The following is a 26,987-nucleotide window of genomic DNA, read 5'->3' on the forward strand; positions in this document are numbered from 1 at the left end:
TCTATTTTATTTAATCACATTGCCTAGCAGCTTGTCTCTTAAAAATCATTTAGCGTTATCTGGGACTAAAAAAACCAAATTTGGAACAAGTTATCATTATCTCCCATCGAATCGAGGTGCCTCCATGAACAAAGGGAGTGGACTTATCAGCATATGGCTTTCTTTTACGATACTCATATTGAGCGCTGGGCTGGTTTCGCATGTCATGTCGATCCCCGTTATTTTAGGAGTAGCTGAACGGGACTCTTGGCTTTCCGTCCTCGTGGCGGCGCCCTTGTTTCTGCTTTGGTTGAGTATGGTCTATTTCATAATAAACCGCATAAAGGGACAGCGGCTTCCCGATTGGATTAGAAGACAATACGGCATTGTCCCAGAGTGGATTTTTCGTATTTCGGCCGCTTTAGTCCTTTTTGCATCGGCAGCCTATACGCTTCAGGATACCTCGCTATGGACAGTGTCGACTTATATGCAGCAAACGCCCATGATCATCATTATCGTGACCTCCTTAGCCGTCGCATTGATGGCTGCTTATGGCGGGTTAAAATCGATTGCTTTAACAACCAGCATCTTGCTGCCGATTGTTATTTCGCTTGGATATTTCGTCATGATTGTCAATACAAGAAACAAAGACTACAGCTTGCTTCTACCCATTTTGGACAATGGCTGGAAGCCTGTTATGCATGGGAGCATTTATGCTTTGGCAGGACTTCTTGAAACATGGATTTTGCTCCTGTACCAGCATGAACTTAAGTCGAAAATCCGACTATGGCATCTTCTTTTGCTCGGCGTCTTCCTAATCAGTATGGCGATGGGACCTACCATAGGAGCCATTACGGAATTTGGACCGCAAGAAGCGGCCAAACAAAGGCAGACAGCATTCGAGCAATGGAGAATTTTGCAGCTTGGCGAGCTGCTTCAGCATGTTGACTTTTTATCTATTTACCAGTGGCTTTGCGGCTCCTTTGCCCGCATTTCCATAGCTTTATATTTAATAACAGATCAGCTTGACGTTCGAAAGCCAAGCCGCAGACTGATTACCCTCATTATCGTCGCAGCCTTGATGATCATTCCAGCAGTCAAGACGTGGCGGGACGACCAAACGCTTCACTATTTGCAAAACATCCACTTTCCAAGCGTGCTGTTGTTTGTAGTGTTTATTTCCTCCGTTCTTGCCATTGCAACAGTCTTCAAAAAGCGAAAGGAGAAACCGACCAATGACGCATAACGAAAATCAGAACGAACAAAACGAAAACAAGCCGTTTGACGAGCATCTTCTTCGCAAATGGTTCCAGCTTAGCAACGATGTATTTGTTTTTAACAACATATTTGGGACTCCGCCCGCTTCAGTGATGGGGGTTTTTATTTATTGCAGCGGCATGACGGAAATTCGCTCGATACACGATATCGTCATTCCCGAGCTTAGCGCTGTATTTCAAAGAACAAACTTTCAGCGAAAGGAAGAGATTAGCCGCGCCGCAGATCTCCAATGGACTTCGCTCGATTATAGGCGCGATCAATTAGATCCTTCCAAGCTTGCCTCCTATGTATACGAAGGACATCTATTGTTTTGCTTGCCCTCTTTACAGGCCATTTGGTCGATCGATATTGCCAAATTGCCGCTGCGCGCTCCAAGCGAGTCCTCTACCGAGGTTTCCATTCGCGGCCCCAAAGATGGGTTTATCGAGCAGCTATCTACTAACGTCGCTCTTATTCGCAAGCGTTTAAGAACGAATGAATTAGCTTGCGAGTACTACATCCTTGGAACTCGAACGTTAACGAAAACGGCGCTGCTTTATATTAGCGATATCGCGAATCCCGATACCATTGACCATATTAGACAAAAGATCAGCCGGATCAATGTCGAGCATGTCATCACAACAGGCAATTTGGAAGAACTGCTTACTCCCGGGATGATGATGATGTTTCCTCCGACACATTATACGGGCCGGCCCGACTTTGCAGTGGAATGTTTGCTGAATGGCCGGTTTATTATTTTGGTGGATGGCAACCCTAGCGCCATTATTGCCCCGGTCAATCTTTTTTTGCTGATGAAATCGCCTGAGGATTCCTATTTTCCGTTTATGTCGGCCAATATCGGGCGAACGCTTCGATTTGCCGGTTTGCTGACGACGATTTTTTTGCCTTCGTTTTATATTGCTCTAACCACTTTCCATGCCGATCAGGTTCCATTTCCGCTGCTCGCTACGATAGCAATGGGCAGACACGGCTTGCCGATGGAAGCCGCCGTAGAAATGTTTTTTATTATGTGTTTGATGGAGCTGTTCCGCGAGGCGGGAGTCAGGCTTCCCAGTTCCATCGGCCAGACGCTTACGGTCGTCGGCGGCCTTATTATTGGAGATGCCGCCATCCGGGCGGGACTAGTCTCTCCGCTCATGATCGTCGTTACGGCGGTAACGGTTGTATCCGGTTCTACGCTGGTCAACCAGTCGCTTACAAGTACAACGATTATTTTGCGCTTCTTTTCATTTGTTCTAGGAGCTGTGCTAGGGATGTACGGATTTATTACCTCCTTCATCATGTTTGTCATTTATTTGTCAAATACGAAGTCGTTTGGCGTCCCTTATCTCGCTCCAGTAGCCCCGCTTAGCATTAAAGAAATGTTCCTCTCCGTCTTCCGACTGCCTTTTCAATGGAGAAAACGCCGGCCTGAATATCTTCATACTCAATTGCCGACTAAGAAAGGGAATGAGCCTTGAAACATACTTGGAGACCCGTTCAGCTTCTTCTATTATTGTGCGGACTGTCGCTTGTGACTGGCGGCTGCTGGAGCGCGTCCGACGTAGATGGAAAAGGATACGTAAATGTTCTGGGGATTGATTTTAAAGACGGACAATTTATTGCATATGCGCAAATGATGGACTTTTCCAGCGTTGCCAAAAGCGAATCCGGAGGAAAAAGCGGATCCAACCCTACAAACTATGTCGGACGGGGAATTGGGAAATCGCTCAACAATGCAACGGACGATTTGTACCGTTCTTCCCAAGTGCAGTTGAACTGGGGGCAAATGTCGACGCTTATTGTGACGGAAAGCGCCTTGAAAGCGAAAGGGTTTAAAATTATCGATATGATCAATCGATATCCCGAAGTTCGCTACAACACTTGGCTTTACGTAACGAAAGAGTCGATTGAAGATTTGGTAATGGTGAATTCTTTGTTTAAGCTATCCACGCTTTATACGATTCTGCATGAGCCAAGGCCAAATTATTCGCAATACTCCATTTTGCCGCCCGTTACAATGTTTAAGTATGTGGCAAGCTTTAATGAAGACGCCAAATCGGCTTATTTGCCCTGCATCGGTTTAATTAAAGACCAATGGAAACAGTCGGACAAAAAACTTCCGATGCCCGCTTTCAAAGGCGCCTACTTTCAAAAACCGAACGGCGATACCGCCTTTTTAAACTGGCAGCAATTAAACGGCTTACATTGGATGCAAAAGGATATGAAAAGAGCCCCGCTCCTCGTTTCAAAAGACGGCGTCGATTACGCCAATTTGAACATCGGGCGGCCAAAAGTCAAAATTAAACCGATCTTGAAAGGCGACTCCGTAACCTTTAACATCACCGTAAAATTAACGGGATCGCTCTATGAGTACAATGAACCGATCGCATACAAAGATATGGCCGAAATCGCACAAGATATAGTGGCCAAACAAATTATGAAGGTTTATAAGGAAGGTTTCAAAAAAGGAATCGATATCTTCAGCCTTGGGCAAGTGCTCAGACATAAGCATCCCAGCGCCTGGCACCGATTATCGAAGGATGGGAACCAACTTGTAATCGACGCAAATTCGATTGAAAAAATCGAAGTGAAAATTGCGATTCCATACAACGGCAAATACAAACGGATAACATCGCCTTCCCGATAAAAACAAAAATACGCCTGCCATTTCCGCGGGCGCATTTCTATTACTTTAAATCGACCAATGATGCCATTCCTGCTGCTGGCGGTCGAGGCCGCCCAGCCATTCCGATGTCACGCGAATCGCTTCCTCCTGATGCGGCCGGCTTGAGTACGTATGATTGGCTTGAAAAATAATTTCTTTATCGCATAACCCTTCGTTCCGGGTCCAAAATACCTTTTGATACAAAAAGCTGTAGTCGGCTGGAATGAGATCGTCGCTTGTGCCATGAACGAGCAATACTTCCCCGCCAAACCGCGGGGCGGATTGAAACGGCTGATGCTGCATAAGCGATTCGAAAAAGACTGGCTGGAGCGTATAACCCGCGTGGTCGGTACTTCCGGTCGTAATCGCTTCATCGTAGCCGCTTCTGCCGACAATTCGTACGATATCGTTAAACGGATAACCAACTGGCGACCATAATACGAGGCGCTTAACCCGCTTGTCCTTAACCGAAGTCATAATGGCAACCGCTCCGCCGAGGCTATGGCCAAGCAGGACAATTCTGCGGGGATCTACACAATCCATGCCGGCAACATAATCGATTGCCGTCCGCGTCTGGTCTACCATAGAGTCGAAGCCTAAAGCGCCGTAATCTCCGCTGCTTTCGCCACAGCCGCCATAGTCGAAGCGCAAGACAAAGGAGCCTTGTGCGGCTAAAGCTCTTGCCGTTTTTACAAATAGACGATCAACGCCAATCCGGCTGCCAATAAAACCGTGACATATAATAATGGCCTGTTTCTTGCCCGTATCGCTCTGACCGTTATCCGCTTCCTGTGTCGGATAATGGAGCGTCGCCGTCAATTCCAACCCTTCATGCCTAAGCGTAAGCTGCTTTTCCATGCTAAACCCTCCAGATGCTTTCGATATATAATTAATCCTACCTGTATAGTATGAATTAGAATAAGTTAAAAATTATACTATCATCGTTGCCAGCCGCTGTCAATGGCGGCCTGACACATAATCTGCAATAGAGGCGGGCAACCTATTGGAAACCGCTCCATTTTTACAAAAACGGCTCCCGCAGGGAACCGCTGTCAAGGAGGTTGTTATGATGCCCGGTTGGATTGCTTGGCTGACGGAGCATTGGCTTTCCGTCATGTTGACCTTGGGCGCAATCGTTGCGATCCTTTACGTCATCATTAACCGCAAAATTCTTTTCTATAAAGAATAGGGAAGCTGAGTAACCAGCCTCCCTATTTTTATTCCCTTATGACCGACTGATCGGCAAAGTCAGCTTTACGATCGTACCAGCGCCTCGCTCGCTGTCAATGGCAATCTTTCCTCCATGCAATTCCACAATTTCTTTGCAAATCGCAAGTCCAAGGCCGGAACCTCCATGGCTGAAGCTCGCTTTATAAAACTTCTCCATCACATGCGGCAAATCTTCGGGTTCAATGCCCTCTCCCGTGTCGGCTATCGTCACAAACGCCGTCTCGTCTTCTATTCCCGTAGACACTCGAACGGTTCCTCCGGCAGGCGTAAATTTAAAGGCATTGTCGATCAAATTAATGATGACTTGCTTTAGCCGATTGGCATCCCCGTTCACGACGATAGGACCTGCCCCATAGGAAGACAACAACCGAACCTTCGTCCCTTCCTCCCGAACCGTCAACTGATCGACCGTTTCCTTGACGGGCCCGTTGAGGTCCAGCGTTTCCGTATGCAATTCCATCGTCCGCGCGGACAACTTGGAGAAATCGAGCAAATCTTCAACCAGGCCCGATAGCCTTTCCGTTTCTTTGCTTATAATAGACAGGCCTAGCTTCACTTCTTCTCCGTCATCCGCCGGCTCGCTTTCCTTTAACGTTTCACTCCAGCCTTTGATCGACGTAAGCGGGGTCCTAAGCTCATGCGAGATGGAAGATATAAAATCGCTTTTGAGCTTTTCCCGTTTATTCAGTTCACTAACCATAACGTTAAATGTTTCGGCTAGCTGCCCGATCTCATCATCGCTTCGTTTGCTGGCCCGTTTCGTCCAATCCCCTTCCGCCATATACCTTGCCGCTCTCGTCAGCTCCCTTATCGGCTTTACGATCCGCTGCGCCAAAAAGAGGCTGAGACCCAAAAAGAGCAAAATGACGGCAAAACCCACAATCATCGACATCTGGATTAATTGAGCGACCATGTCATCCACTTCCTCCAGCGAGGATGTATACCGGATCATGGACACAACTTTGGCATCGTTCCAAAGCGGCGCTGTAACGGACACGACTCTTTCTCCAAAATACGGATCGACCCCTGTCCAACTGCCGCTTTCCCCGCTCATCGCTTCTTTCACATCGCCCGTTGTATATCGAATGTCGGGGGAAAATCCGTCGGAGTCGATGCGCAGCTCTCCAGTGCTGGTCAGCAGCTGAATCCGGGTTGGCCCGCCTTCCGCCATATAAGACAACATATAATCGGCTTGATCTTGAAGCGTTAAAGAAGCTAAGGAGCGGCTATGTAAAGCCATGGCCGAATCGACGCGCTGCATAACCGAGCTTTTGGCGCTGCCATAATAGTAGTTCCACATCAAAGTGGCGAATGCGCCGCCGAGAACGCCAACGACCAAGACGATGAGCAGCAGATAGCTCCATACCATTCTGGTTTGGACGCTCCTCATTCCGGCACGCTCCGTTTCCACCTGTAGCCGAAGCCCCACACCGTTTCAAGGATGTTCGGCTCTGACGGCTTAGCCTCGATTTTTTGCCGGATTCTCCGGATATTGACGTCTACCACCTTCAAATCGCCCACATAATAACGGCCCCATACCTCCGTTAAAATATGGTCGCGGCTGATGCTCTCCCCTTCCCTCTCCATTAAGAGACGGACAAGCGACCATTCCGTCGGGGTTAAAATGACTTCCGTCCCGCTTTTCCAAAGGCGTCTCTCAGAAAGCGACAATCGGAACGGTCCGCTGACCAGCTCATCCTTAAAGCCTTGATGAACCGGCGAAGCCTGTTCCCCCTTCGGTTCCACATCCTGCGGGGCGATTGCCGTCTCCGTCAATGGCTCTACATACATCCGTCGATGAAGCGACTTGATTCTGGCAATCAGCTCGCCGGGACTAAACGGCTTTTGCACATAATCGTCTGCGCCCAGCTCCAGTCCGCGTATTTTGTCCTCTTCCTGAGATTTGGCTGTCAGCATAATGATGCCCATCCGCGGGTACTTCTCCCTCAGCTTCTCGCATACTTCAAAGCCGCTAATGGTAGGCAGCATTACATCCAGCAGCGCAATGTCGAAAGGACCTTCCGAATCCGCAAAAGCGAGCGCATCCTCCCCGTTTTCCGCTTCCGTCACTTCCATCTCGTTTCGTTTCAAATTAATCCGGACAAACCCCCGAATGGATTCCTCGTCCTCCAGCAATAGTATTCGCATAGTTTCACCGCCACTCGTTACTTTCATTATCTTCTACCGTGAAGTAGGAAGGAAACGGCTTCTCCGCCCCCATCAGTTCCTTAAACTCCTCTTGCTCCTCTGCGGATAGAGACGAAGGAATGTCCACTGCAAACGAAACCAAAAAGGCATTGCCGCTGGCGGAAGCCAACATCCGGTATTTGCGCCCTTCATCCTTCCAAGCTGCCTCTACATTGCCCCATTGCCTTAAAGGAACAACGTAGAGTGTCGCGAGCTCGGCCGTTTTGCCCGATTTGGCGCTCCAGTATTCAAAAGCGACGATGCCATATGACGAGGCGGACGGCTTCTTCATCGAATACCGCCCGCTCCATAGCTCAGGAATGTCTACTTTCACTCCGTACGTATAATCGAGGAATTGCTCCCCCGTTTTTTGAAAACCTTTTTTCCCGTCCCACTGCATCCATTCGTTGATCCAGATGGAGTCGGCATACGGCACGTCCGGATGGCCCGGAGCCTCATAAGTCCAATTAAGCTCCATAATGCCGTCCCCGTTCATATCAACGCTTTGCGTCGGCCTGCCGCTAAAGCCGTCCTGATTTTGCAACGGATCGGGGTAAACGAGCCTCAGCCCATTTTTCTCCCAAACATACATATAAGTCAGCATGCTGTGCGCCCCGGTCGAACCTTCCAGCACAATTCCGGCTTGTCTCTCCGACACTTTTCCGATTGCCATTCGTACAAAAGCATCTGCTCCCTCTGGCAAAGCCATATTGATCCGCTTGTTAAGCTGGCCTTTTTTCAGGCTGAACAATTGGAAGCGATGCTGAGGAATCTCTCCTTCCGTTTTCCCTTCTAGCGTCGTAATAACCGCCAGTTCGGTCAGCCCGTCGCCGTCCAAATCGCCGGTTTCCGCAAGACTGTACGGCAAGGAGTGAATCGGCTTTTGAATCCGGTCGCCTTTTTCGTTGCGCTCCGCTTTTTCTTGGAAAGAGTACAACTCCAGCATATTTGGACTGTCGAAAGCTCCTACCCAGCCCACCAGCATTTCCAAATGACCGTCCTTATCGAAATCGGCCAGCTTCAGCCACGCCATATCGCGGGCCAAAGGCTGCTCTACAATAACCGATTGGCGCCAGCCGTTTTCCGTCTCCTTAAGCACGATCACTTCCGGCGTGTTGTATTCATTGTAATAAGTGACGACCGCTTCTTCTTTCCCGTCGCCATCCATATCGACGAGCCGAATCGCTTCTTTGTAATCATCTTGATGCGGGAGCATTAGCATGCTGTAATTGGGCAGCGCCCTCTCTATGGCTGCGGCAAGCTGCTCCTTGTCCGCCGCGATGGCGGGCTTTTTTAGCAAGTCCGCCGGAGCGGCGGTATACCTGCATCCCGTAACAAGCAGCGACAAAGCAAGCAAACCAAGAAGGAAAAAGCTCCTTCTAGGCCCGCTCCCGCTCTCCGGCAGCCCTGTCCCGTCCCCGCCATGGCTCAGCATAAATGATGAGTTCCCCTTCCGCTCGTATAAAATAAATTACTCCACTATTTGACCCACGGGCACCATCTCGTACCCCATTTCATGCAAATCGTCGATGGCTCCGGGCAGCATTTTTACCGTATTGCTAATATGTTTACCTCCGAAGGAGTGCATTAATATTATACCATTTGGCTTGGTCTCGTTACGAATCATGGCGCGCATATCCGAAACGGAAGTTCCCGCCCAGTCTTTCGTGTCGACCGTCCAAAGCACATGGTGCTGGCCCATGTCGGACATCACTTTTTTCACTTTATCCGACAATGCGCCGTATGGAGCTCTAAACAAGTTAGTCGAAAATCCAAGCACCTGTTGAATCGCACGGTCCGTCTCTTTAATTTGGTTCTCAATTTCGCGGCTGCTTAGCTTTCTCAAATCTTTATGGTGTTGAGAATGGTTGCCTATTTCGTGACCTTCCTCGTGAATGCGCTTCATAATATCCGGATATTTCTCCACCTGAGTGCCGACTACAAAAAATGTCGCCTTCACCCCTTTTTCCTTCAAAATATCCAAAATCGCCGTTGTATAGTTAGGATCCGGTCCGTCGTCAAACGTTAACGCGACCAGCTTCTCTTTTTTGCCATGATGATTCAGCCCTCCATTGGAATCCGGCTTATGGCCTTTATCATCTCCATTACCGTGATGCCCATTGTTGCCGTTATGATTATGATTGCCTACTATTCCATTGTTGCCATCAATGCCGTTTGTTTCTCCACCGCCATTATGGCCATTTTTGTTGTTTCCGTTATTCAACCCTTCAGACTCGTTCTCATTCAATCCGGGTATCAGTACATTGGTGTCTTCTCCCGGTTCAAAGCCGGCCGTCGTTCCTTCTGTCTTGCCGTCTCCTGAACCGCCCAGCGGATGCTCCTCCACAACCGTCCCTTTTTCCTTCGATGGCAGGAATGCCGATAATCCCATCGATGCTCCCGAAGCGCAGCCGCCAATCCAAATGGCAACCGCCACTAGCAGCACTACCGCCGCCAGTCTCCGGCGACGAAATCGTTTTTTGTTACTTTCCATTTTGCTCACCTTCTCTATTCCGCTGATAGATTCATCTTAGTAGAATCTAAGGTTTAGAGAGTTACAAAAAAGTAACACCTTTCGGGAAGTTATGACAAAAAACCTCCTAACCCCATTACAGGGCAGGAGGCTGGTAAAATGTCCTAGTTTAAAACTGATTTCCTTTGTTATACCAAAGCTTTAGCCGCAATATCCGTCCGGTTTTGCTTGCCTTCAAACTCGATGACGCTTGCCGCTTCATACGCTCTTGCGCGCGCTTCCGCGATGTCGCGGCCGCGGCCGACGATGCCAAGCACGCGGCCGCCGCTTGTCACAAGCTCGCCGTCTTTCATCGCCGTGCCTGCATGGAACACAAGCGCCCCTTGCGCTTCCGCTTCCGTGATGCCGGTAATGACCCGGCCCTTTGGATAGGAGCCTGGATATCCTTCGGATGCCGCTACGACACATACAGCCGCATCGTTGCTCCACTCGATATCCAGTTCATGAAGACTGCCGTTCATCGCAGCCAGCACAATATCGACCAAATCCGTCTTTAGCCTTGGCAAAACGACTTGCGTTTCAGGATCGCCCATCCGCGCATTAAACTCAATCGTTTTTGGTCCATCCTTCGTAATCATCAAACCTGCAAACAGAACGCCGCGGAACGGTCTTCCTTCGCTCACCATCGCTTTGGCCGTCGGAATAATGATGTTCGCAATCGACTCATCGATAATGCTTTGCTCGATATGAGGCAAAGGAGAATAAGTTCCCATGCCGCCTGTGTTCGGTCCTTTGTCGCCGTCGAATACTGGCTTATGGTCCTGAGCAGGCACCATCGGCTTCACCGTTTCCCCGTCTACAAAAGCGAGAATGGACATCTCTTGACCTTCCAAAAACTCTTCTATGACAATTTGATTGCCCGCTTCCCCAAACACCTTGTCCACCATTGCTTCGCGCAACGCTTTTTCCGCTTCTTCGAGCGTAGCGGCTACCGTAACGCCTTTGCCCGCCGCAAGCCCGTCCGCCTTAATGACGATAGGCGCTTGCTGCTGGTGCAAATAGGCCAAAGCCGTTTCATAATCGGTAAACGTCTCGTATTTTGCAGTCGGGATATTGTATTTTTTCAGCAAGTTTTTCATAAAAATTTTGCTGCCTTCAATTTCCGCCGCCTTCTTGTCCGGTCCAAATGCCGGTATGCCCGCCGCTTCGAACGCGTCGACAATGCCATCCGCCAGCGGATCGTCAGGTCCGACAAACACAAGATCGATGGCCGATTCCTTCGCGAACCGGGTCAGCTCATCAAATTTCGAAACTGCAATCGGAACGCACTCCGCAATGGAGGCAATTCCCGCGTTGCCAGGGGCGCAAAACAGCTCTTTCACCTTTTCGCTTTTTTTCAGCGCCCAGCAGACAGCATGCTCGCGTCCGCCGCTTCCAATAACCAAAATACGCATCGCTTCAAATCCTCCTGCCGCTTCTTAATGTTTGAAATGGCGAACGCCCGTAAAGATCATTGCGATGTTGTTCGCATTCGCCGCCGCAATGGACTCTTCGTCCTTAATGGAGCCGCCCGGTTGGATAATCGCCGTAATGCCCGCTTTTGCCGCCAACTCAACGGTATCTCCCATTGGGAAAAAGGCATCGGAAGCGAGTATAGAGCCGATTGCTTTCTCGCCCGCTTGCTCGATGGCGATACGCGCCGCGCCAACCCGGTTCATCTGTCCGGCGCCAACGCCAACGGTCATATCGTCTTTCGCCAGCAAGATCGCGTTCGATTTCACATGCTTGACCACTTTCCAGCCAAATAGCAACTGCTTAAGCTCCTCTTCCGTCGGCTTACGGGTTGTGACAACCTGCAAATCGGCTTCCGCCAAGCTGTGCACATCGCTTTCCTGAACGAGCATGCCGCCGTCCACCGACGTCACCACCCACTCGCTCTTGCGCTCTGCCGCCGATTTGAATTCTCCCAGCTTAAGCAGGCGAATATTTTTCTTTTTCGTCAGCACTTCGAGCGCTTCCGGAGTAAAGCTTGGCGCAATAATAATTTCAAGGAAGATGCCGCCCAGCAATTCGGCGGTATCGGCGCCAATTTCACGGTTAGCCGCTACAATGCCGCCGAAGATGGAAGTCGGATCGGCCTCGTACGCTTTTTGATAGGCTTCGTGAATCGTAGTTCCAATGCCTACTCCGCATGGATTCATATGTTTGACCGCAACGACAGCCGGCTCTTCGAATTCTTTCAAAATAGCGAGCGCCGCGTTGGCATCGTTAATATTGTTGTAAGACAGCTCTTTGCCGTGCAGTTGCTCTGCCGTCGTTACATTGCCCTCAGAGGCAAGCGGCTTTTTGTAAAAGGCAGCCTTTTGATGCGGATTTTCCCCGTAGCGAAGATCCTGCACCTTTTCATAAGTAACGGTATACGACTCAGGCAGTGGTTCGCCGCCAAGCTTGGACAAATAATCGGAAATGAGAGCATCGTAAGAAGACGTATGACGGAATACTTTAGCTGCAAGCCGTTTGCGCGTCTCAAGCGTCGTATCGCCGCCAGCTTTTACTTCCTCCAAAATCGTGCCGTAATCGCCGGAATCGACGACGACCGTTACGAAAGCGTGGTTTTTCGCTGCGGAACGAAGCATCGTCGGACCGCCGATATCAATATTTTCGATAGCGTCCTCGTAAGTGACATCCGGTTTGGCAATCGTTTCTTTAAACGGATACAAGTTGACGACGACCAGATCGATATAGTCGAGACCAAGCTCCTGCATCGCCTTCTGGTGCTCTTCATCGTCGCGTACGGCAAGCAATCCGCTATGAACGGCGGGATGCAACGTTTTGACTCGTCCGTCCAAAATTTCAGGGAACCCTGTCACATCGGAAATACCGATAACCGGAACGCCTTCTTTTTGAAGAAGGTTAAACGTCCCCCCCGTCGAAATAATTTGCACTCCTTGGTTCGAAAGCTCTCTCGAAAATGCTACAATGCCCGTTTTGTCGGACACGCTGATTAACGCCCTGCGAATAGCCACGCAAACTGCCTCCTTAGTCGTTATAAGTGCTGTTTTATCGTATTAATCTCGTTTTGCTTAAGCAAATGATTGCCTATCCCTAAATGAATGCCGTTCTGGCCGCTTACACGCCGACTGATGTTTTTCTGCCGTTGATGGTCACTCTGCCCGCGGCAATCCATCCAATTACAGTCGGATAGAGCTCACGCTCCGCTATTTGTATGCGTTCCGACAACGTGTCCAGATCGTCGTTCGGCCTGACGATAACCGCCGATTGGGCGATAATAGGACCGCTGTCGAGCCCGCCGTCAACGTAATGAACCGTCACGCCCGTCATTTTTACGCCATGGTCCAAAGCTTGTCCGATTGCGTTGACTCCGGGGAATGAAGGCAGCAGCGACGGGTGAATATTGATCATTTTCCCGAAATACGGCTCCACCAGCACAGGGGTCAAAATCCGCATATACCCGGCAAGTACAATAAGATCAATCTCACGCTTCTCCAGCTCCGCCTTCACTTCACTTTCGTACGCTTCTCGGGAAGGGTAGTCTTTGGGGCTGAATACAAACGTATCCACTCCCGACTTGGCAGCCCGCTCGACAATCGGAGCGGAAGGTTTGTCACAAACAAGAAGCTCGACATGAACATCGAGCTCCCCCTCCCGCACAGCATCGACGATCGCCTGGAAGTTCGTTCCTTGTCCAGATGCGAATACTGCGATGCGTTGCTGTCTCATTATACTTCCGCTCCCGTGAAAGTTACGATCCGATTGCCTTCCGTAACTGTACCAATGCGGTATGCTTTCTCTCCCAGCTCGCTAGCGGCGTTCAAAGCTTGCTCCGCCTCGTCCGCCGGAACGACGACAACTAGGCCGATGCCCATGTTGAATGTCGTAAACATGTCGCGGTTGCTGATGTCGCCTTTCTTCTGCATAAGATCAAAAATAGGCAAAATCGGCCACGAGCCGAAAGTGATGTCTACGTTGACGCCATCCGGAAGAACGCGCGGAATATTTTCGATAAATCCGCCGCCCGTAATATGCGCCATCCCTTTGACGTTTACCTTTTCAATCAAAGCCAGCGCTTGCTTAACATAGATACGGGTTGGCTCAAGCAGCACATCGCCCAGCTTCGCTCCGCCAAGCTCCTCGAGCTGCTGATCCAGCGAGTAGCCCGCTTCTTCCAGCAACAAGCGGCGAACAAGCGAAAAGCCGTTGCTGTGAATGCCGCTTGAAGCAAAACCAAGCACAGCGTCTCCAGGCTTAATAGTGGAGCCGTCGATCATTTTTTTCCGGTCGACGATACCGACCGTAAAGCCGGCGATATCGTACTCATCTTCGGCGTACATGCCAGGCATCTCCGCCGTCTCCCCGCCAATCAGCGCACAGCCGGACTGCACACAGCCTTCGGAAATGCCTTTGACGATCGCTTCGATTTTTTCCGGCACCACTTTGCCGCATGCCAAGTAGTCAAGGAAAAAAAGCGGCTCCGCGCCTTGTACGATAATATCGTTAACGCACATAGCTACCGCGTCGATTCCGATCGTGTCGTGCTTGTCCATAGCGAACGCGAGCTTCAGCTTCGTGCCGACTCCGTCCGTGCCGGAGACGAGCACCGGCTCCTCATACTTGTCCTTGTTCAGGCTGAACAAGCCGCCGAAGCCGCCAAGCTCCGCCAAAACCTCCGGACGGTACGTTCTTTTTACATGCTTTTTCATCCGCTCAACGGCTTCGTTACCTGCCGCTATGTCGACGCCGGCTTTTTTGTACGCTTCTGACAAGTGGGTCCACTCCTTATTTCGTTTTGTTAGGCTAACAGCCGCAGCTTTTGTCGGACTCTTCATTCACGAAGGTCGGATAATCGTTATCGAAGCAGGCCAGGCACATGCCGCGTTTATATTGTCCGTCGTTGCCGCCGACGGAGTCGATAAATCCTTCGTCGGTTAAGAAAGCAAGCGAGTCGGCGTTAATTTCTTTGCAAATTTCGTCCACCGTTCTAAACGATGCGATCAGTTCCTTGCGGTCAGGCGTGTCGATGCCGTAATAACAAGGATTTTTGAACGGCGGTGATGTTATGCGAACATGGACCTCAGTCGCTCCCGCTTCCCGCAGCAGGTTGACGATGCGGCGGGACGTCGTTCCGCGCACGATGGAATCGTCAATCATGACGACGCGTTTGCCTTCCACCACTTTGCGCACGGCTGAAAGCTTCATCTTGACACCCTTTTCGCGCAGCTCTTGAGAAGGCTGGATGAATGTCCGTCCGGTATATTTGTTTTTAATAAGCCCAAGCTCGTAAGGAATGCCCGTTTGCTCAGCGTAGCCGATTGCGGCGGAAATGCTGGAATCCGGCACGCCGGTAACGACATCCGCATCGACAAACGATTCCGTCGCAAGCTGCTGCCCCATTCTTTTGCGGGCGGAGTGAATATTGATTCCGTTAATATCGCTGTCTGGGCGGGCAAAATAAATGTATTCCATAGCGCAGGTCGCCCGGCGTTCCACCGTTGCGTAACGGTCTTCCCGCATTCCGTTTTCGTCTAAAATAAGCAGCTCGCCCGGCTGAACGTCGCGGATATACTCCGCTCCGATCGTTTCAAATGCGCAAGTTTCGGAGGAGAAGACATATCCGTCGCCAAGCTTCGCCATCGCAAGCGGTCGCAAGCAATGCGGGTCGGATGCAACGAGCATCTTATCGTTCGTCATAATGAGGAAAGCGAAGCCGCCAACGATGCGCTGCAGCGCTTCCTTCGCAGCCGTAACAAAGTCTTTCGGCGAACGGGCGATCAAATGCGCGATTACTTCCGTGTCGCTGGAGGTTTGAAAAATAGAGCCGCCCATCTCGAGTTCCTTGCGGATTTCGGGGGCGTTTACGATATTTCCGTTCGTCGCCACAGCCAGATCGCCGTCGCGGTAGCGGAAGATAAGCGGCTGAGCGTTGCTCAGCCTGCTTTCGCCGGAGGTGGAGTAGCGGACATGGCCAATCGAGCGGTCGCCCGCCAGCATGTCCAGCTTCTCCTTGTCGAACACTTCTTTTACAAGACCCATCCCGCGGTGATAGTTGAACTTATTGCCGTTCAGCGTATCTACCGTGCAGATGCCCGCGCTCTCTTCCCCGCGATGCTGAAGGGCATGGAGGCCGTAATAGGAAAGGTCCGAAGCACCCTGATGCCCGAACACGCCGAACACCCCGCACTCCTCGCGCAGCTTGTCAAAAATATCGTCACGGCCGATGCCTTCGTTGTAATGGTCTCCCGTCCAAAGAAGGGGCCGCCGCTCTATTACTTCATAAGACATGGAATCGCATCCTTCCAAACCTTCTCCAGTTGCTCAACTGGCGCGTTAATGCCGGATTTTCCATTTACTCGGATGGACAGGTTATGGCCTGCTACTGTACCGATCACTTCATGTGCTGCGCCTTGCTCCGACAGCCAAGCAATCAAAGCATCCGCTTGCTCGCGTTTCGCCGACAGCAAAATGCGCGATTGCGATTCGCTGAACAACAAGTGATCCGCACGAAGGTCGCTCGTTAGCGACACGTCGGCGCCAAGTTTGCCGCTAATGCAGGACTCTGCGAGAGCAGCGGCGATGCCGCCTTCGGACAAGTCATGCGCAGAAGCGACAAGACCCTTTTGAATAGCGCCAAGAACCGCCCCTTGCACTTTTTTCTCCGTAGCTAGGTCAATAACCGGGGGACGGCCGGAAGGGGAGCCATTCAGCACATATTGCAGCTCGCTGCCGCCAAACTCCGCTTTGGTTTCCCCTACCAGCACAATAACGTCGCCTTCGGATTTAAACTTTTGAGTCGTAATATGATCAAGGTCGTGAACCAATCCCACCATGCCGATAACCGGCGTCGGGTAGATCGCGCCTTTTGCGTTTTCATTGTACAAGCTGACGTTGCCGCCGATAACCGGCGTATCCAGCGCGACGCAAGCCTCGGACATGCCGTCTGCGGATTTCTCCAGCTGCCAGAACACTTCCGGCTTCTCCGGGTTGCCGAAGTTCAAGTTGTCCGTAATCGCGAGCGGCTCGGCGCCAGAGCAAACGATATTGCGCGCCGCTTCCGCAACGGCGATTCGTCCGCCCATTTCAGGGTCGAGATATACATAACGTCCGTTGCAGTCTGTCGTCATAGCCAGCGCTTTGCGAGTGCCGTTGATCGTCACAACTGCCGCATCGGAGCCCGGCTGTACCGCCGTCGATGTGCGAACCATGTAGTCGTATTGGTTGTAAACCCATTCTTTGCTCGCTACAGTCGGGGAAGCAAGAACCTTCTCCAAAGCGCCGTTCAAATCGGAAATTTCCGCAAAATCGGCCGAATCAACAGACGCGTTGTCACGGTAATAAGCAGGCTCGGCGGATGGCTTGTTGTAAACCGGACACTCGTCTACAAGCGCTTTAACCGGCATGTCCGCCACTTCTTCTCCTTGATGGAACAGACGGAGGCGTCCGTCGTCCGTTACTTTGCCAACCTTGGCGCAAATGATGCCCCAACGGTCAAAAATTTCTTTCGCCTGCGCTTCATGCTGCGGCTCGATAACAAACAGCATGCGCTCTTGCGACTCGGACAGCATCATTTCATAAGGCGTCATGCCTGTTTCGCGCTGCGGCACCTCATCCAAATAAAGCTCAAGGCCATTGCCCGCCTTGGAAGCCATCTCCGCGCTGGAGCAAGTAAGACCCGCTGCGCCCATATCTTGAATGCCAAGCACGATGCCGGAGTTGATCAGCTCAAGCGTTGCTTCCATAACGAGCTTTTCCATGAAGGGATCGCCCACTTGAACGGCGGTGCGCTTCTCTTCCGACTCTTCAGACAATTCAACCGAAGCGAAGGTCGCTCCGTGAATGCCGTCGCGTCCTGTTGCAGGGCCAACGTAGAATACTGGGTTGCCTACCCCTTTAGCGACGCCGCGCTGAATTTTGTCATGGTCGATAAGACCTACGCACATCGCGTTGACGAGCGGGTTGCCTTCATAGCTCTCGTCGAACATCACTTCTCCCGCTACAGTCGGGATGCCGATGCAGTTGCCGTATCCGGCAATGCCGCTTACGACATTTTCGAACAGGTATTTCACCCGGTCGTTGTTCAGGTTGCCGAAGCGCAAGCTGTTAAGCAAGGCGACTGGGCGCGCGCCCATCGAAAAGATGTCGCGGATAATGCCGCCAACGCCTGTTGCCGCGCCTTGATACGGCTCAACCGCCGAAGGGTGGTTGTGGGATTCGATCTTGAACACAACAGCCTGATTGTCGCCGATATCGACGATGCCTGCGCCTTCGCCCGGGCCCATCAGAACGCGAGGTCCGGTAATCGGAAACTTTTTGAGAATAGGCTTAGAGTTCTTGTAAGAGCAATGCTCCGACCACATGACGCTGAATACGCCGATTTCCGTATAGTTCGGCTTGCGTCCGAGGAAGCCGCAGATGAGCTCATATTCGTGATCCGTTACGCCGAATTGGGTATAAATGCGTTGATCGGCGATCTGTTCCGCCGTCGGCTCCTTAGCTGTTAACTGCTGCGCCATGTTGTTCCCTCCATGCATTCAAAATCGATGTAAACATCCGTTTGCCGTCTTCCGAACCGAGCAATTGATCAACCGCGCGCTCCGGATGCGGCATCATGCCGACCACGTTGCCCGCTTTGTTGCTGACGCCCGCGATATCGCTCAGAGAGCCGTTTGGATTCGTACCGTCCGCATAGCGGAAAATGATTTGATTGTTCGCTTCCAGCTCGGCAAGCGTCTCTTCGTCGCAATAGTAGTTGCCTTCGCCGTGAGCGATCGGAATATTGATGATCTCGCCTTGCGAGAATTGGTTTGTAAAAGGATTTTGGTTGTTCACCACTTCAAGAGGCGTGCCATGGCAACGGAATTTCAGCCCGTTGTTGCGGATCAGCGCGCCAGGCAGAAGACCAGCTTCCGTCAACACTTGGAACCCGTTGCAAATGCCGAGAATGTACTTGCCTTGCTCGGCCGCTTTTTTCACTTCGTCCATTACGTTTGCAAATCGAGCGATCGCGCCGCAGCGCAAGTAGTCGCCGTAGGAGAAGCCGCCCGGCACCAGAATGGCGTCGTATGCGGACAGATCCGTTGCAGTGTGCCACACGTAATCAACCTGCTGGCCGACGGTGGACTCTACCGCCTTGTAGCAGTCGATGTCGCAGTTGGAGCCTGGAAATACGATTACGGCAAACTTCATCTCTTATCCCTCCAGCTCAAAACGGTAGTCTTCTACGACCGTGTTGGCCAGCAGCTTCTCGCACATTTCCTTCAGGCGAGCTTCCGCTTCCGCGCGATCGTTCGTGTCCAGCTCAACTTCAAGATATTTGCCGATGCGGACTTTGCCGACTTCCCCGAAACCCATGGAATGAAGCGCTCCTTGTACGGCTGTTCCTTGCGGGTCCAAAACGTTTTCTTTGATCGTGACGTAAACGGTTGCCTTCATAATTGCCTCCCGAATATGGTTGAATTTTGAATGATTTAGATAAGCTCTCCGCCGGTAAGGCGGCGGTAAATTTCACGGTAGCGCGCCGTTGTGGCAGCTACAACCGGCTCCGGCAACGGGTCCGGCATGCTGTCCCGGTCCCAATCGGAACCGAGCAAATATGTGCGCACAGGCTCTTTGTCCATGCTGTCGATTTCTACGTCGTAGGCGTAATTGCCCTCCGACCAGAAGCGCGAGGAATCCGGCGTAAAAATTTCATCAATGAGGACCACTTTGCCGTCGATGAGCCCGAACTCAAACTTGCAGTCGGCCAAAATAATGCCGCGCTCCTTGCAATAAGCATGGGCGAACCGGTACAGCTCGATGCTTCGGTCGCGCAGCTCTGCCGCGAGCTCATCGCCCACCATTTCCGCCATGCGCTCGAACGGGATGTCCTCGTCGTGCCCTACGTCGTTTTTGGCGGCGGGCGTAAAGATCGGCTCCGGGAACTTCTCGTTTTTGCGAAGTCCTTCCGGCAATTCGATGCCGTTAATGGCCGACGACTGTTGGTATTGCCTCCAGCCACCGCCGGTAATGTAGCCTCTCACTACGCACTCGATGTCGATCCGCTCTGCTTTTTTCGTCACCATAATGCGGTTTTTCAGCCGCTCCGGCTCCGTTACGAGCTCGCCCAGCAAGCCCACATCGGTATGGACGACGTGGTTGCGCTGCATATCTTTTGTGACGTCGAACCAATAAGCGGACAGACGGTTGAGTACGTTGCCCTTATCCGGAACAGCCGGCTCAAGCACGTAGTCGAACGCCGAAATCCGGTCCGTGACCACGATGAGGAAATGTTCGCCGAGATCGTACAGCTCGCGCACCTTGCCTTTGTAGACAAGGGGCGCTTTTACATAATCAACGGCTGTGGACAAAGCCTGCAATTGCACTGCCATACCTTTAGCTCCTCCTTAGTTCAAGCCTAAGCGTGTAAAAATGGTATCTACATGCTTCAAATGCCAAGCCGGATTGAAGCAATCTTCAATTTCTTCGGAAGTCAGCACAGCCGTAATGTCGGCTGTCTCTTCCACGATAGAGCGGAACTGGCGCTGCTCTTCCCATGCCTGCATCGCGCGAGGCTGAACGGTATCGTAAGCCTGCTCGCGGCTCATTCCTTTGTCGATCAGCTTCGTCATGACGCGGCCGGAGAACGGCACGCCGTATGTCGCGCTCATGTTGCGCTTCATGTTTTCCGGGAACACCGTCAAGTTTTGAATGATGTTGCCAAGTCTGTTCAACATATAGTTCAGCAGCATGGTGGCATCCGGAAGAATGACGCGTTCCGCAGAAGAATGGCTGATATCGCGCTCATGCCAGAGCGGAACGTTTTCGTATGCGGTCAGCATATGTCCGCGAATAACGCGAGACAGGCCGGACATATTTTCGCAGCCGATTGGATTGCGCTTGTGAGGCATCGCCGACGAACCTTTTTGGCCTTTGGCAAAAGGCTCTTCCACTTCGCGGAACTCGCTCTTTTGCAAAGCGCGGATTTCGGTAGCGAACTTGTCCATCGATGTCGCGATCAAAGCGATGGTAGCCATATATTCCGCATGGCGGTCGCGCTGTAGCGTCTGCGTAGAAATCGGAGCCGCTGTAATGCCAAGCTTCTGGCATACGAACTCTTCCACAAAAGGATCGATATTGGCGTAAGTGCCGACCGCTCCCGACATTTTGCCGAATTGGACTCCGTCCGCCGCACGGTGGAAACGCTCCAAATTCCGTTTCATTTCTTCATACCAAAGCGCCATCTTGAGGCCAAATGTCGTCGGCTCCGCATGAACGCCATGCGTCCGTCCCATCATCGGAGTATCTTTGTACTGAATCGCTTTTTCACGCAAAATGCCGACAAAACGTTCAATATCCTTCAACAAAATTTCGTTCGCCTGACGCAGCAGGTAGCCAAGAGCGGTATCCACAACGTCTGTAGAAGTCAGTCCGTAATGCACCCATTTGCGCTCGGGACCAACCGTCTCCGATACGGCGCGGGTAAACGCAATAACGTCATGACGCGTATCCTGCTCGATTTCGTAAATGCGGTCGATATCAAAGGTAGCCGACTTGCGAAGCGCCTCTACGTCTTCCTTCGGAATCACTCCAAGCTCCGCCCAAGCCTCGCATGCGCAAAGCTCAACTTCCAGCCATGCTTTGAACTTATTTTCCTCCGTCCAAATGGCTCTCATTTCCGGTCTGCTGTAACGCTCCAACATTAACGCTCATCCTTCCAAATCTTAGTTTCATTTATCCAATCAAGAGCCGTCTCCGTCGATGATGCCAGCACGTTGACGTGACCCATCTTTCTTTTGAATACGGCATCCTTTTTTCCGTACAAATGGAGCTTTGGCGCAACGCCGAGCCGGCTTGCAGCCTCATCCTGCACCGCCGCCCTCGCAAGCAGCGGCTCAACATGCTGGCCGAGCACATTCACCATGACGACGGGGCTCATTAAAGCCGTATCGCCAAGCGGCAGTCCGCATACAGCCCGGATATGCTGCTCGAATTGCGACGTCCGGCAAGCTTCCATCGTATAATGGCCGCTGTTGTGGGGCCGCGGCGCCAGTTCATTGACGTATAGCTCTCCGTCTGCCGTTACAAACATTTCCACGGCGATCAAACCTACAGCGCCAAGCCCTTCCGCTATTCGAATCGCAAGCCGCTCCGCATCCTGCCGCACCCTGTCCTCAATCCGTGCAGGCACGATAGACAGATGCAAAATATTGTCCACATGGACGTTTTCCGCAGGCGGGAACGCCTTGATTTCCCCGGTTGTGCTTCTAGCTGCAATAACCGATATTTCCATGTCGAAGTTGATAAACTTCTCCAGCACCAGCTCTGTGCCGGCCTTAGCCAACGTTTCGTACGCTTCCTCGGCTTCGGATGCATCGCGGATGACCCACTGCCCTTTGCCGTCATAACCGCCTGTCGCGGTTTTGAGCACGCAAGGCGTTCCGAAACGGTCGATCGCAGTCTTGAGCTCGTCCGCGCTGCCAATCTCGGAGTAGGGAGCTACTCGCGCTCCTGCCGCTACAATGGCCCGCTTCTCCCGCAGCCGATGCTGAGTCGTATACAGAAGCTCGCTTCCTTGCGGAACGTAAGCTTCCTCCATCAGCATGGAGGCGACTCCAGCATCCACATTTTCGAACTCGTAGGTAATGACATCCGCTCGTTCCGCCAACTGGCGAGCAGCTTCGCGGTCGCTGTACGCGGCCACAATCCCATCCGCAACTTGCCTCATCGGGGAATCCTCAGACGGGTCTAGCGTGACGAACCGATACCCCATTGCGCTGCCCGCATTCGCCAGCATCCGTCCAAGCTGTCCGCCGCCGAGAATGCCGACGGTAGAGCCGGGCAGTATCGTTTTGGCCGCCCCTTTAATCAGTACCTTGTCTACATCTCCGCTCATAACGTTTCACTGCTTTCCAGCACTTCTCGCTTGATCCGCTCACGGCGGGCCGCTACGTTAGCTGCAAGCTCGTCATCAAACGCTCCCAGCATCTGTGCCGCAAGCAAACCGGCGTTCGTTCCGCCGGCATGTCCGATCGCAACCGTTGCGACGGGAATGCCGCCAGGCATTTGAACGATGGACAGAAGCGAATCCAGTCCGTTCAGGCTGGACGATTTGACGGGAACGCCAATAACCGGCAAAATCGTTTTCGACGCGACCATGCCGGGCAAATGAGCGGCTCCGCCCGCACCCGCGATTATCACTTTAATTCCGCGCTCCGCCGCCGTTTCCGCATATTCAAACATGAGATCGGGCGTGCGATGCGCCGAAACGACCTTTTTTTCATACGGAATACCGAGCTCTTCCAAAACGTCGCAAGCCAGCTTCATAGTATCCCAATCCGACTTGCTGCCCATGATGACGCCTACCTTAGCAGACATGTGTTCCAACTCGCTTTCCATTATTAAATGTAAACAAGCAATGCAGGCACCTGAACAATAGAAAAGGCCCCGCAGCTATCCTTTTAGAAGATATGCCATAGGACCCGAGCGAAACCGGCGCGCTTTAAGCACAGAACCGACTTCAATTAATGAAACGCGATTGATTCCTTTCATACCCTGGCAAAATTGGACGAGGCCCCCATTTCAAAAAAGCGGGACGGATCGGCCAACTCCTTGAGCAGCCAAGCACAGCAGCTTGCAATAAAACGGAAGCCAGCTTGCCGCCTTGAATCGGCAAATTTCGCCATGGAGAGCCTAGGATACGGATCATCGGTTCATCAAGCTCGTAGTCCAGAAAATAAGGTTTCCGGGTAGAGACATTCGGGCCTATCCCAAATATATACGAGGATGCAGGAATGGGCGCAACTCTTCGCCTCAAACCTATTCTAGTTTATCGAAACCGCCAACCACTGTCAACAAAATACGAACATTCTTAGTGGATCAATTATGAAAGTTCGCTTTTTAGCCCTAATTGTGTTTGGAAACTAGACAATTCACCCTTTTGATCGCCATTGCTTGCCTTTGGACTTGCTAATGAGGTTATTTGACTAAGCGGAGGCATGACGGAATATAAATGAATATTCGGAAAAACGGATCGTACATGCTTTTCGGAAAGGAAATCGTTCGTGAAGGAGGGTTCTCCATGCAAATCCATACGGTCAAAAAAGGGGATACGCTATGGGATCTGTCGCAAGCATTCGGGGTGCCGCTTCAGCACATTTTTGTCGCCAACGGATTAAACGAACAAAGTCAGCTCGTGATCGGGCAAGCTGTCGTTATCCCGTCACCGCCTGGCGGAGGGGAGCATAAAGTTCTCGTCGGCGAATCGCTTTGGAAAATCGGGCAGCGTTACGGCGTGTCTATCGGTCAATTGGCACAGGCCAACAATCTGCGCAATCCCGCAGTCCTCTATCCTGGTCAGATTCTTAAAATCCCTACTATAGAGAAACCAATCACGGAAGTAAACGCCTATACGCAAAAGTTCGGCGACAACGGAGTCGGGCTCGTTAATGAAGTTGGAGGCTATTTGACTTACTTAAGTCCGTTCAGCTACCACGTTCAAAGGGACGGCTCCTTGACTCCGCTCGATGACGGAGCGATTATTTCAGCCGCTTATGAGAACCGGGCCGCGCCCATGGTGGTCATCACCAATTATGAAAACGGAAACTTTAGTCCCGATATCGCACATGCCATCGTAGCGGACGAGCGAAATCAAACGACGCTCATCAACAACATATTGACTGTCATGAGACAAAACGGATATGTTGCTCTAAACGTCGATTTTGAATATGTGCCGCCGCCCGACCGCGAGCTTTATAATGCTTTTTTACAGCGGCTTGTAGATAGCTTGCATCCTTTCGGGTATGCCGTTTCCTCCGCCCTCGCTCCAAAACTGACCGCCAGCCAAACCGGCACATTATATGAAGCGCATGATTACGCCGAGCAGGGACGAATCGTTGATTTTGTTATTTTAATGACTTACGAGTGGGGTTGGTCGGGAGGTCCGCCAAGGGCGGTAGCGCCGCTTAACGAGGTGGTCAAAGTGCTGAATTACGCGCTATCCGTCATCCCGGCTCACAAAATTGTAATGGGCATGCCTTTGTACGGATACGACTGGACACTGCCTTACGTTCAGGGCGGACCTTGGGCGCCGACTGTCAGTCCCGTGGAAGCGGTGAACCGCGCGGCTAAGTACGGAGCTGTCATTCGATACGACGAACAATCTCAGTCCCCCTATTACCACTACTATGACGAGGAAAAAAAGGAGCATGTCGTTTGGTTTGAGGATGCCAGAAGCGTTCAAGCGAAATACGATATCGTCAAGCAGTTTAAGCTGCGCGGCGTCAGCTTCTGGGTGCTTGGCGTCCCTTTCCCGCAAAACTGGTTTGTTCTCGGCGAAAACTTTACGATCAGGAAATTGGTCTAAACCGTTGACATCAAAAAAAGGCTGCTCATCCACAGTTCACAACTGTAGAAGAAGCAGCCTATTTACATGAACTAAATTCGAGTTACGGTATAGCCCTTTTGCTCAAGCAAAGCAACGAGCCCGTGCTGGCCTGCCAAATGCAGAGACCCCGCCATTCTACCCTTCCAGCCAAATGAGCTTGTCCTGCACGGGAGTACGCTTAGGCTCGGGAGCCGTCATGTCGGGATAACCCAAATATATAAATGCTACGATTTCTTCCTCACCTTGGAGGCCAAGCGACTCCTTCATCAACTTGTCGTACATCGGAGCGCCTGAGCGCCAAATGGCGCCAAGCCCGTATGCATGAGCGGCAAGAAGAGCGTTTTGCACGGCTGCTTGCGCAGCGGCAAGCTCCTCCGCGTAAACGGCTCTCGGATCATCCGAAGGCGAGCATATAGCGGCGATGACAACGGGCGAGCGATACGCTTTTGTCCGTTCTTTTTTCAGCTTTTCCTCCAGCTCATGGCCTTCGAGCTCCGGGCTTTGCGCAGCCGCAACACGCGCATACCCTTCGCCAAGTCTGCCTCTTCCATCGCCAGTCATAACGATAAACCGCCACGGCTGCGTATTATGATGGCTCGGAGCCCAGGACGCTGCGGAGAGCAGCTCCTCTACGATTTCGCGAGCGACGGGATCCGGCTTTACCCGTCCAATCGTCCGGCGGCTTTGAATAGCGTCTAGTACCCCTACCGTATTTGCTTGCTGCTGCAATTGCTTTATGTTCGTCAAAACTTCCACTAGAATCGCTTCCTCTCCGCTGCTTACTTTATTTAAACAAATGGGCGTAATCCCCGTAACCTTCCTCTACCAGCTTGTCCTTCGGCACAAATCTGAGCGATGCCGAGTTGATGCAATAGCGGAGACCTGTCGGCTGCGGACCGTCGTCAAACACATGGCCGAGATGGGAATCTCCCTCTTGGCTCCGCACCTCTACCCTCACCATAAAATGACTGTTGTCCATATGCTCCGTTACAGCCGACTTCACAAGCGGTTTCGTAAAGCTTGGCCAGCCGCAGCCCGCATCATATTTATCTTTAGAGCTGAACAAAGGCTCGCCGGAGACGATATCGACGTAAATGCCCTCTTCCTCGTGATCCCAATATTCGCCGGTAAAAGGCCGCTCCGTTCCGCTGTTTTGCGTCACTTCGTATTGGATGGGCGTCAGCTTCTTTTTCAGCTCGTCCTGGTCCTTTTTCATTTTCCAATGGGAGGAAATAAACGAATCGCGGCCGGAGCCTTTACGGTACATTTTGTATCGGTATGGATTTTTTTTATGATAATCCTGATGATAGTCTTCCGCCGGGTAAAAAGGAGCGGCAGGCTCTATCTCGGTTACGATCGGTTTGTCGAAGCGGCCGCTTTGCTCAAGAGCAACCTTTGAGGCTTCCGCCTGCACTCTTTGCTCTTCTGTATAATAATAAATGCCTGGACGGTAGGAGTCGCCGCGGTCATGGAATTGTCCGCCCGCATCGGTCGGGTCAATTTGCCGCCAAAATATATCGAGCAATCTCTCGTATGGGAACAACTCAGGGTCATAAGCGATTTGTACCGCTTCGGTATGGCCTGTCGTGTGCGAGCATACTTCCTCGTATGTCGGATTTTCCGTATGGCCGCCGGTATAGCCCGAAGTGACCGAATAAATGCCGGGCATCTCTTCAAAAGGTGTAACCATACACCAGAAGCAGCCACCCGCAAACATAGCTAAAGCTTTATTTGAAGCCGATTGATCGGTATTTTTCATATTTCCCACTCCCTTCTTTCGTCTATTATACACCTTTAAAATATGAAAAAAACCCTTG

At 51.5% G+C, this 26,987-nt stretch carries 24 protein-coding genes and 1 riboswitch; of the genes, 5 read left to right on the forward strand and 19 right to left on the reverse strand.

The genetic code is table 11. The annotated features are described in order from the left end of the window. Window positions 1-124 precede the first annotated feature (124 nt). Genes ACFQZE_RS18320 through ACFQZE_RS18330 form a run of 3 tightly spaced genes read left to right on the forward strand, consistent with a single transcriptional unit; the run spans window position 125 to window position 3,886 of the window. Window positions 125-1,225, forward strand: a complete 1,101-nt coding sequence (locus ACFQZE_RS18320; protein WP_379359648.1) for a GerAB/ArcD/ProY family transporter — start codon at window positions 125-127, stop codon at window positions 1,223-1,225. After that, on the forward strand, window positions 1,215-2,717 hold the full coding sequence (locus ACFQZE_RS18325; protein ID WP_379359650.1) for a spore germination protein: 1,503 nt from the start codon (window positions 1,215-1,217) through the stop codon (window positions 2,715-2,717). The genes ACFQZE_RS18320 and ACFQZE_RS18325 overlap by 11 nt, the downstream gene beginning before the upstream one ends. Further along, window positions 2,714-3,886 (forward strand): Ger(x)C family spore germination protein, encoded by a 1,173-nt coding sequence (locus tag ACFQZE_RS18330; protein ID WP_379359651.1) that lies wholly within the window; start codon window positions 2,714-2,716, stop codon window positions 3,884-3,886. Before ACFQZE_RS18325 ends, ACFQZE_RS18330 begins: the two co-directional genes overlap by 4 nt. A 45-nt stretch (window positions 3,887-3,931) precedes the next feature. Here ACFQZE_RS18330 and ACFQZE_RS18335 read toward each other — a convergent pair whose 3' ends face one another. Further along, a complete protein-coding gene (locus ACFQZE_RS18335) occupies window positions 3,932-4,762 on the reverse strand; it encodes an alpha/beta hydrolase (RefSeq protein WP_379359652.1) in 831 nt (276 codons plus the stop codon). Between the two features lie 208 nt (window positions 4,763-4,970). Here ACFQZE_RS18335 and ACFQZE_RS18340 point away from each other — a divergent pair, with 208 nt between their 5' ends. Continuing rightward, window positions 4,971-5,093, forward strand: a complete 123-nt coding sequence (locus ACFQZE_RS18340; protein ID WP_379359653.1) for a hypothetical protein — start codon at window positions 4,971-4,973, stop codon at window positions 5,091-5,093. Between the two features lie 36 nt (window positions 5,094-5,129). Here the strand turns inward: ACFQZE_RS18340 and ACFQZE_RS18345 are convergent, their stop codons facing one another. From ACFQZE_RS18345 to purE, 16 genes are all read right to left on the reverse strand, one after another. Then, complete coding sequence (locus ACFQZE_RS18345; protein WP_379359655.1) at window positions 5,130-6,503, reverse strand: sensor histidine kinase; 1,374 nt, start codon at window positions 6,501-6,503, stop codon at window positions 5,130-5,132. 17 nt (window positions 6,504-6,520) lie between these two features. Beyond that, window positions 6,521-7,282 (reverse strand): response regulator transcription factor, encoded by a 762-nt coding sequence (locus tag ACFQZE_RS18350; RefSeq protein ID WP_379359657.1) that lies wholly within the window; start codon window positions 7,280-7,282, stop codon window positions 6,521-6,523. Between the two features lie 4 nt (window positions 7,283-7,286). Further along, entirely contained in the window at window positions 7,287-8,756 is a 1,470-nt protein-coding gene (locus ACFQZE_RS18355; RefSeq protein WP_379359659.1) for an FG-GAP repeat domain-containing protein, read from the reverse strand. Between the two features lie 36 nt (window positions 8,757-8,792). Beyond that, window positions 8,793-9,815, reverse strand: coding sequence for a polysaccharide deacetylase family protein (locus ACFQZE_RS18360; RefSeq protein WP_379359661.1), 1,023 nt, complete (start codon window positions 9,813-9,815; stop codon window positions 8,793-8,795). A 167-nt stretch (window positions 9,816-9,982) separates the two neighbouring features. Next, entirely contained in the window at window positions 9,983-11,248 is a 1,266-nt protein-coding gene (gene purD / locus ACFQZE_RS18365; protein ID WP_379359663.1) for a phosphoribosylamine--glycine ligase, read from the reverse strand. A gap of 24 nt (window positions 11,249-11,272) precedes the next feature. Beyond that, the gene (purH, locus tag ACFQZE_RS18370; protein ID WP_379359665.1) at window positions 11,273-12,820 is read right to left on the reverse strand and encodes a bifunctional phosphoribosylaminoimidazolecarboxamide formyltransferase/IMP cyclohydrolase; all 1,548 of its coding nucleotides are present in this window, start codon (window positions 12,818-12,820) and stop codon (window positions 11,273-11,275) included. Between the two features lie 103 nt (window positions 12,821-12,923). Next, on the reverse strand, window positions 12,924-13,535 hold the full coding sequence (gene purN, locus ACFQZE_RS18375) for a phosphoribosylglycinamide formyltransferase (protein WP_379359667.1): 612 nt from the start codon (window positions 13,533-13,535) through the stop codon (window positions 12,924-12,926). After that, a complete protein-coding gene (gene purM / locus ACFQZE_RS18380; RefSeq protein WP_379359669.1) occupies window positions 13,535-14,578 on the reverse strand; it encodes a phosphoribosylformylglycinamidine cyclo-ligase in 1,044 nt (347 codons plus the stop codon). Before purM ends, purN begins: the two co-directional genes overlap by 1 nt. Window positions 14,579-14,609: 31 nt before the next feature. Further along, window positions 14,610-16,094, reverse strand: a complete 1,485-nt coding sequence (gene purF / locus ACFQZE_RS18385) for an amidophosphoribosyltransferase (RefSeq protein ID WP_379359671.1) — start codon at window positions 16,092-16,094, stop codon at window positions 14,610-14,612. Next, a complete protein-coding gene (gene purL / locus ACFQZE_RS18390) occupies window positions 16,079-18,322 on the reverse strand; it encodes a phosphoribosylformylglycinamidine synthase subunit PurL (RefSeq protein WP_379359673.1) in 2,244 nt (747 codons plus the stop codon). The genes purF and purL overlap by 16 nt, the downstream gene beginning before the upstream one ends. Further along, window positions 18,300-18,995: a phosphoribosylformylglycinamidine synthase subunit PurQ gene (gene purQ, locus ACFQZE_RS18395; protein WP_379359675.1), complete on the reverse strand. Its 696-nt coding sequence runs from the start codon at window positions 18,993-18,995 to the stop codon at window positions 18,300-18,302. Before purQ ends, purL begins: the two co-directional genes overlap by 23 nt. A 3-nt stretch (window positions 18,996-18,998) precedes the next feature. After that, the gene (purS, locus tag ACFQZE_RS18400) at window positions 18,999-19,244 is read right to left on the reverse strand and encodes a phosphoribosylformylglycinamidine synthase subunit PurS (RefSeq protein ID WP_379360111.1); all 246 of its coding nucleotides are present in this window, start codon (window positions 19,242-19,244) and stop codon (window positions 18,999-19,001) included. A gap of 32 nt (window positions 19,245-19,276) precedes the next feature. Beyond that, window positions 19,277-20,176 carry a phosphoribosylaminoimidazolesuccinocarboxamide synthase gene (locus ACFQZE_RS18405; RefSeq protein WP_379359677.1) on the reverse strand — a complete coding sequence of 300 codons (900 nt, stop codon included), beginning with the start codon at window positions 20,174-20,176 and terminating at the stop codon, window positions 19,277-19,279. A gap of 15 nt (window positions 20,177-20,191) precedes the next feature. Further along, complete coding sequence (gene purB, locus ACFQZE_RS18410; RefSeq protein WP_379359679.1) at window positions 20,192-21,487, reverse strand: adenylosuccinate lyase; 1,296 nt, start codon at window positions 21,485-21,487, stop codon at window positions 20,192-20,194. Continuing rightward, the gene (gene purK, locus ACFQZE_RS18415) at window positions 21,487-22,680 is read right to left on the reverse strand and encodes a 5-(carboxyamino)imidazole ribonucleotide synthase (protein WP_379359681.1); all 1,194 of its coding nucleotides are present in this window, start codon (window positions 22,678-22,680) and stop codon (window positions 21,487-21,489) included. The genes purB and purK overlap by 1 nt, the downstream gene beginning before the upstream one ends. Then, window positions 22,677-23,162: a 5-(carboxyamino)imidazole ribonucleotide mutase gene (gene purE / locus ACFQZE_RS18420; RefSeq protein ID WP_379359683.1), complete on the reverse strand. Its 486-nt coding sequence runs from the start codon at window positions 23,160-23,162 to the stop codon at window positions 22,677-22,679. The genes purK and purE overlap by 4 nt, the downstream gene beginning before the upstream one ends. Before the next feature lie 327 nt (window positions 23,163-23,489). After that, window positions 23,490-23,588, reverse strand: a riboswitch (purine riboswitch). Between the two features lie 277 nt (window positions 23,589-23,865). On the opposite strand from purE, the gene ACFQZE_RS18425 reads away from it, so the two are divergent. Next, window positions 23,866-25,149: a LysM peptidoglycan-binding domain-containing protein gene (locus ACFQZE_RS18425; protein WP_379359685.1), complete on the forward strand. Its 1,284-nt coding sequence runs from the start codon at window positions 23,866-23,868 to the stop codon at window positions 25,147-25,149. Window positions 25,150-25,305: 156 nt separating this feature from the next. Here the strand turns inward: ACFQZE_RS18425 and ACFQZE_RS18430 are convergent, their stop codons facing one another. Together ACFQZE_RS18430 and msrB are read right to left on the reverse strand one after the other, a co-directional pair. Next, a complete protein-coding gene (locus ACFQZE_RS18430) occupies window positions 25,306-25,926 on the reverse strand; it encodes a nitroreductase family protein (protein WP_379359687.1) in 621 nt (206 codons plus the stop codon). 28 nt (window positions 25,927-25,954) lie between these two features. Beyond that, window positions 25,955-26,929, reverse strand: a complete 975-nt coding sequence (gene msrB / locus ACFQZE_RS18435; RefSeq protein WP_379359690.1) for a peptide-methionine (R)-S-oxide reductase MsrB — start codon at window positions 26,927-26,929, stop codon at window positions 25,955-25,957. Window positions 26,930-26,987: the final 58 nt, after the last annotated feature.

The sequence above is a fragment of the Paenibacillus sp. GCM10027627 genome (genome assembly GCF_042675505.1).
GTDB lineage: Bacteria > Bacillota > Bacilli > Paenibacillales > Paenibacillaceae > Pristimantibacillus.

Coding starts and splice junctions, on each gene's coding strand:
- ACFQZE_RS18320 (WP_379359648.1), top strand. CDS start 125: ATGAACAAAGGGAGTGGACTTATCAGCATATGGCTTTCTTTTACGATA.
- ACFQZE_RS18355 (WP_379359659.1), bottom strand. CDS start 8,756: ATGCTGAGCCATGGCGGGGACGGGACAGGGCTGCCGGAGAGCGGGAGC.
- purK (WP_379359681.1), bottom strand. CDS start 22,680: ATGAGCGGAGATGTAGACAAGGTACTGATTAAAGGGGCGGCCAAAACG.
- purN (WP_379359667.1), bottom strand. CDS start 13,535: ATGAGACAGCAACGCATCGCAGTATTCGCATCTGGACAAGGAACGAAC.
- ACFQZE_RS18335 (WP_379359652.1), bottom strand. CDS start 4,762: ATGGAAAAGCAGCTTACGCTTAGGCATGAAGGGTTGGAATTGACGGCG.
- msrB (WP_379359690.1), bottom strand. CDS start 26,929: ATGAAAAATACCGATCAATCGGCTTCAAATAAAGCTTTAGCTATGTTT.
- purQ (WP_379359675.1), bottom strand. CDS start 18,995: ATGAAGTTTGCCGTAATCGTATTTCCAGGCTCCAACTGCGACATCGAC.
- purF (WP_379359671.1), bottom strand. CDS start 16,094: ATGTCTTATGAAGTAATAGAGCGGCGGCCCCTTCTTTGGACGGGAGAC.
- purE (WP_379359683.1), bottom strand. CDS start 23,162: ATGTCTGCTAAGGTAGGCGTCATCATGGGCAGCAAGTCGGATTGGGAT.
- ACFQZE_RS18405 (WP_379359677.1), bottom strand. CDS start 20,176: ATGGCAGTGCAATTGCAGGCTTTGTCCACAGCCGTTGATTATGTAAAA.
- ACFQZE_RS18350 (WP_379359657.1), bottom strand. CDS start 7,282: ATGCGAATACTATTGCTGGAGGACGAGGAATCCATTCGGGGGTTTGTC.
- ACFQZE_RS18425 (WP_379359685.1), top strand. CDS start 23,866: ATGCAAATCCATACGGTCAAAAAAGGGGATACGCTATGGGATCTGTCG.
- ACFQZE_RS18360 (WP_379359661.1), bottom strand. CDS start 9,815: ATGGAAAGTAACAAAAAACGATTTCGTCGCCGGAGACTGGCGGCGGTA.
- purD (WP_379359663.1), bottom strand. CDS start 11,248: ATGCGTATTTTGGTTATTGGAAGCGGCGGACGCGAGCATGCTGTCTGC.
- ACFQZE_RS18340 (WP_379359653.1), top strand. CDS start 4,971: ATGATGCCCGGTTGGATTGCTTGGCTGACGGAGCATTGGCTTTCCGTC.
- ACFQZE_RS18345 (WP_379359655.1), bottom strand. CDS start 6,503: ATGGTATGGAGCTATCTGCTGCTCATCGTCTTGGTCGTTGGCGTTCTC.
- purL (WP_379359673.1), bottom strand. CDS start 18,322: ATGGCGCAGCAGTTAACAGCTAAGGAGCCGACGGCGGAACAGATCGCC.
- ACFQZE_RS18325 (WP_379359650.1), top strand. CDS start 1,215: ATGACGCATAACGAAAATCAGAACGAACAAAACGAAAACAAGCCGTTT.
- purB (WP_379359679.1), bottom strand. CDS start 21,487: ATGTTGGAGCGTTACAGCAGACCGGAAATGAGAGCCATTTGGACGGAG.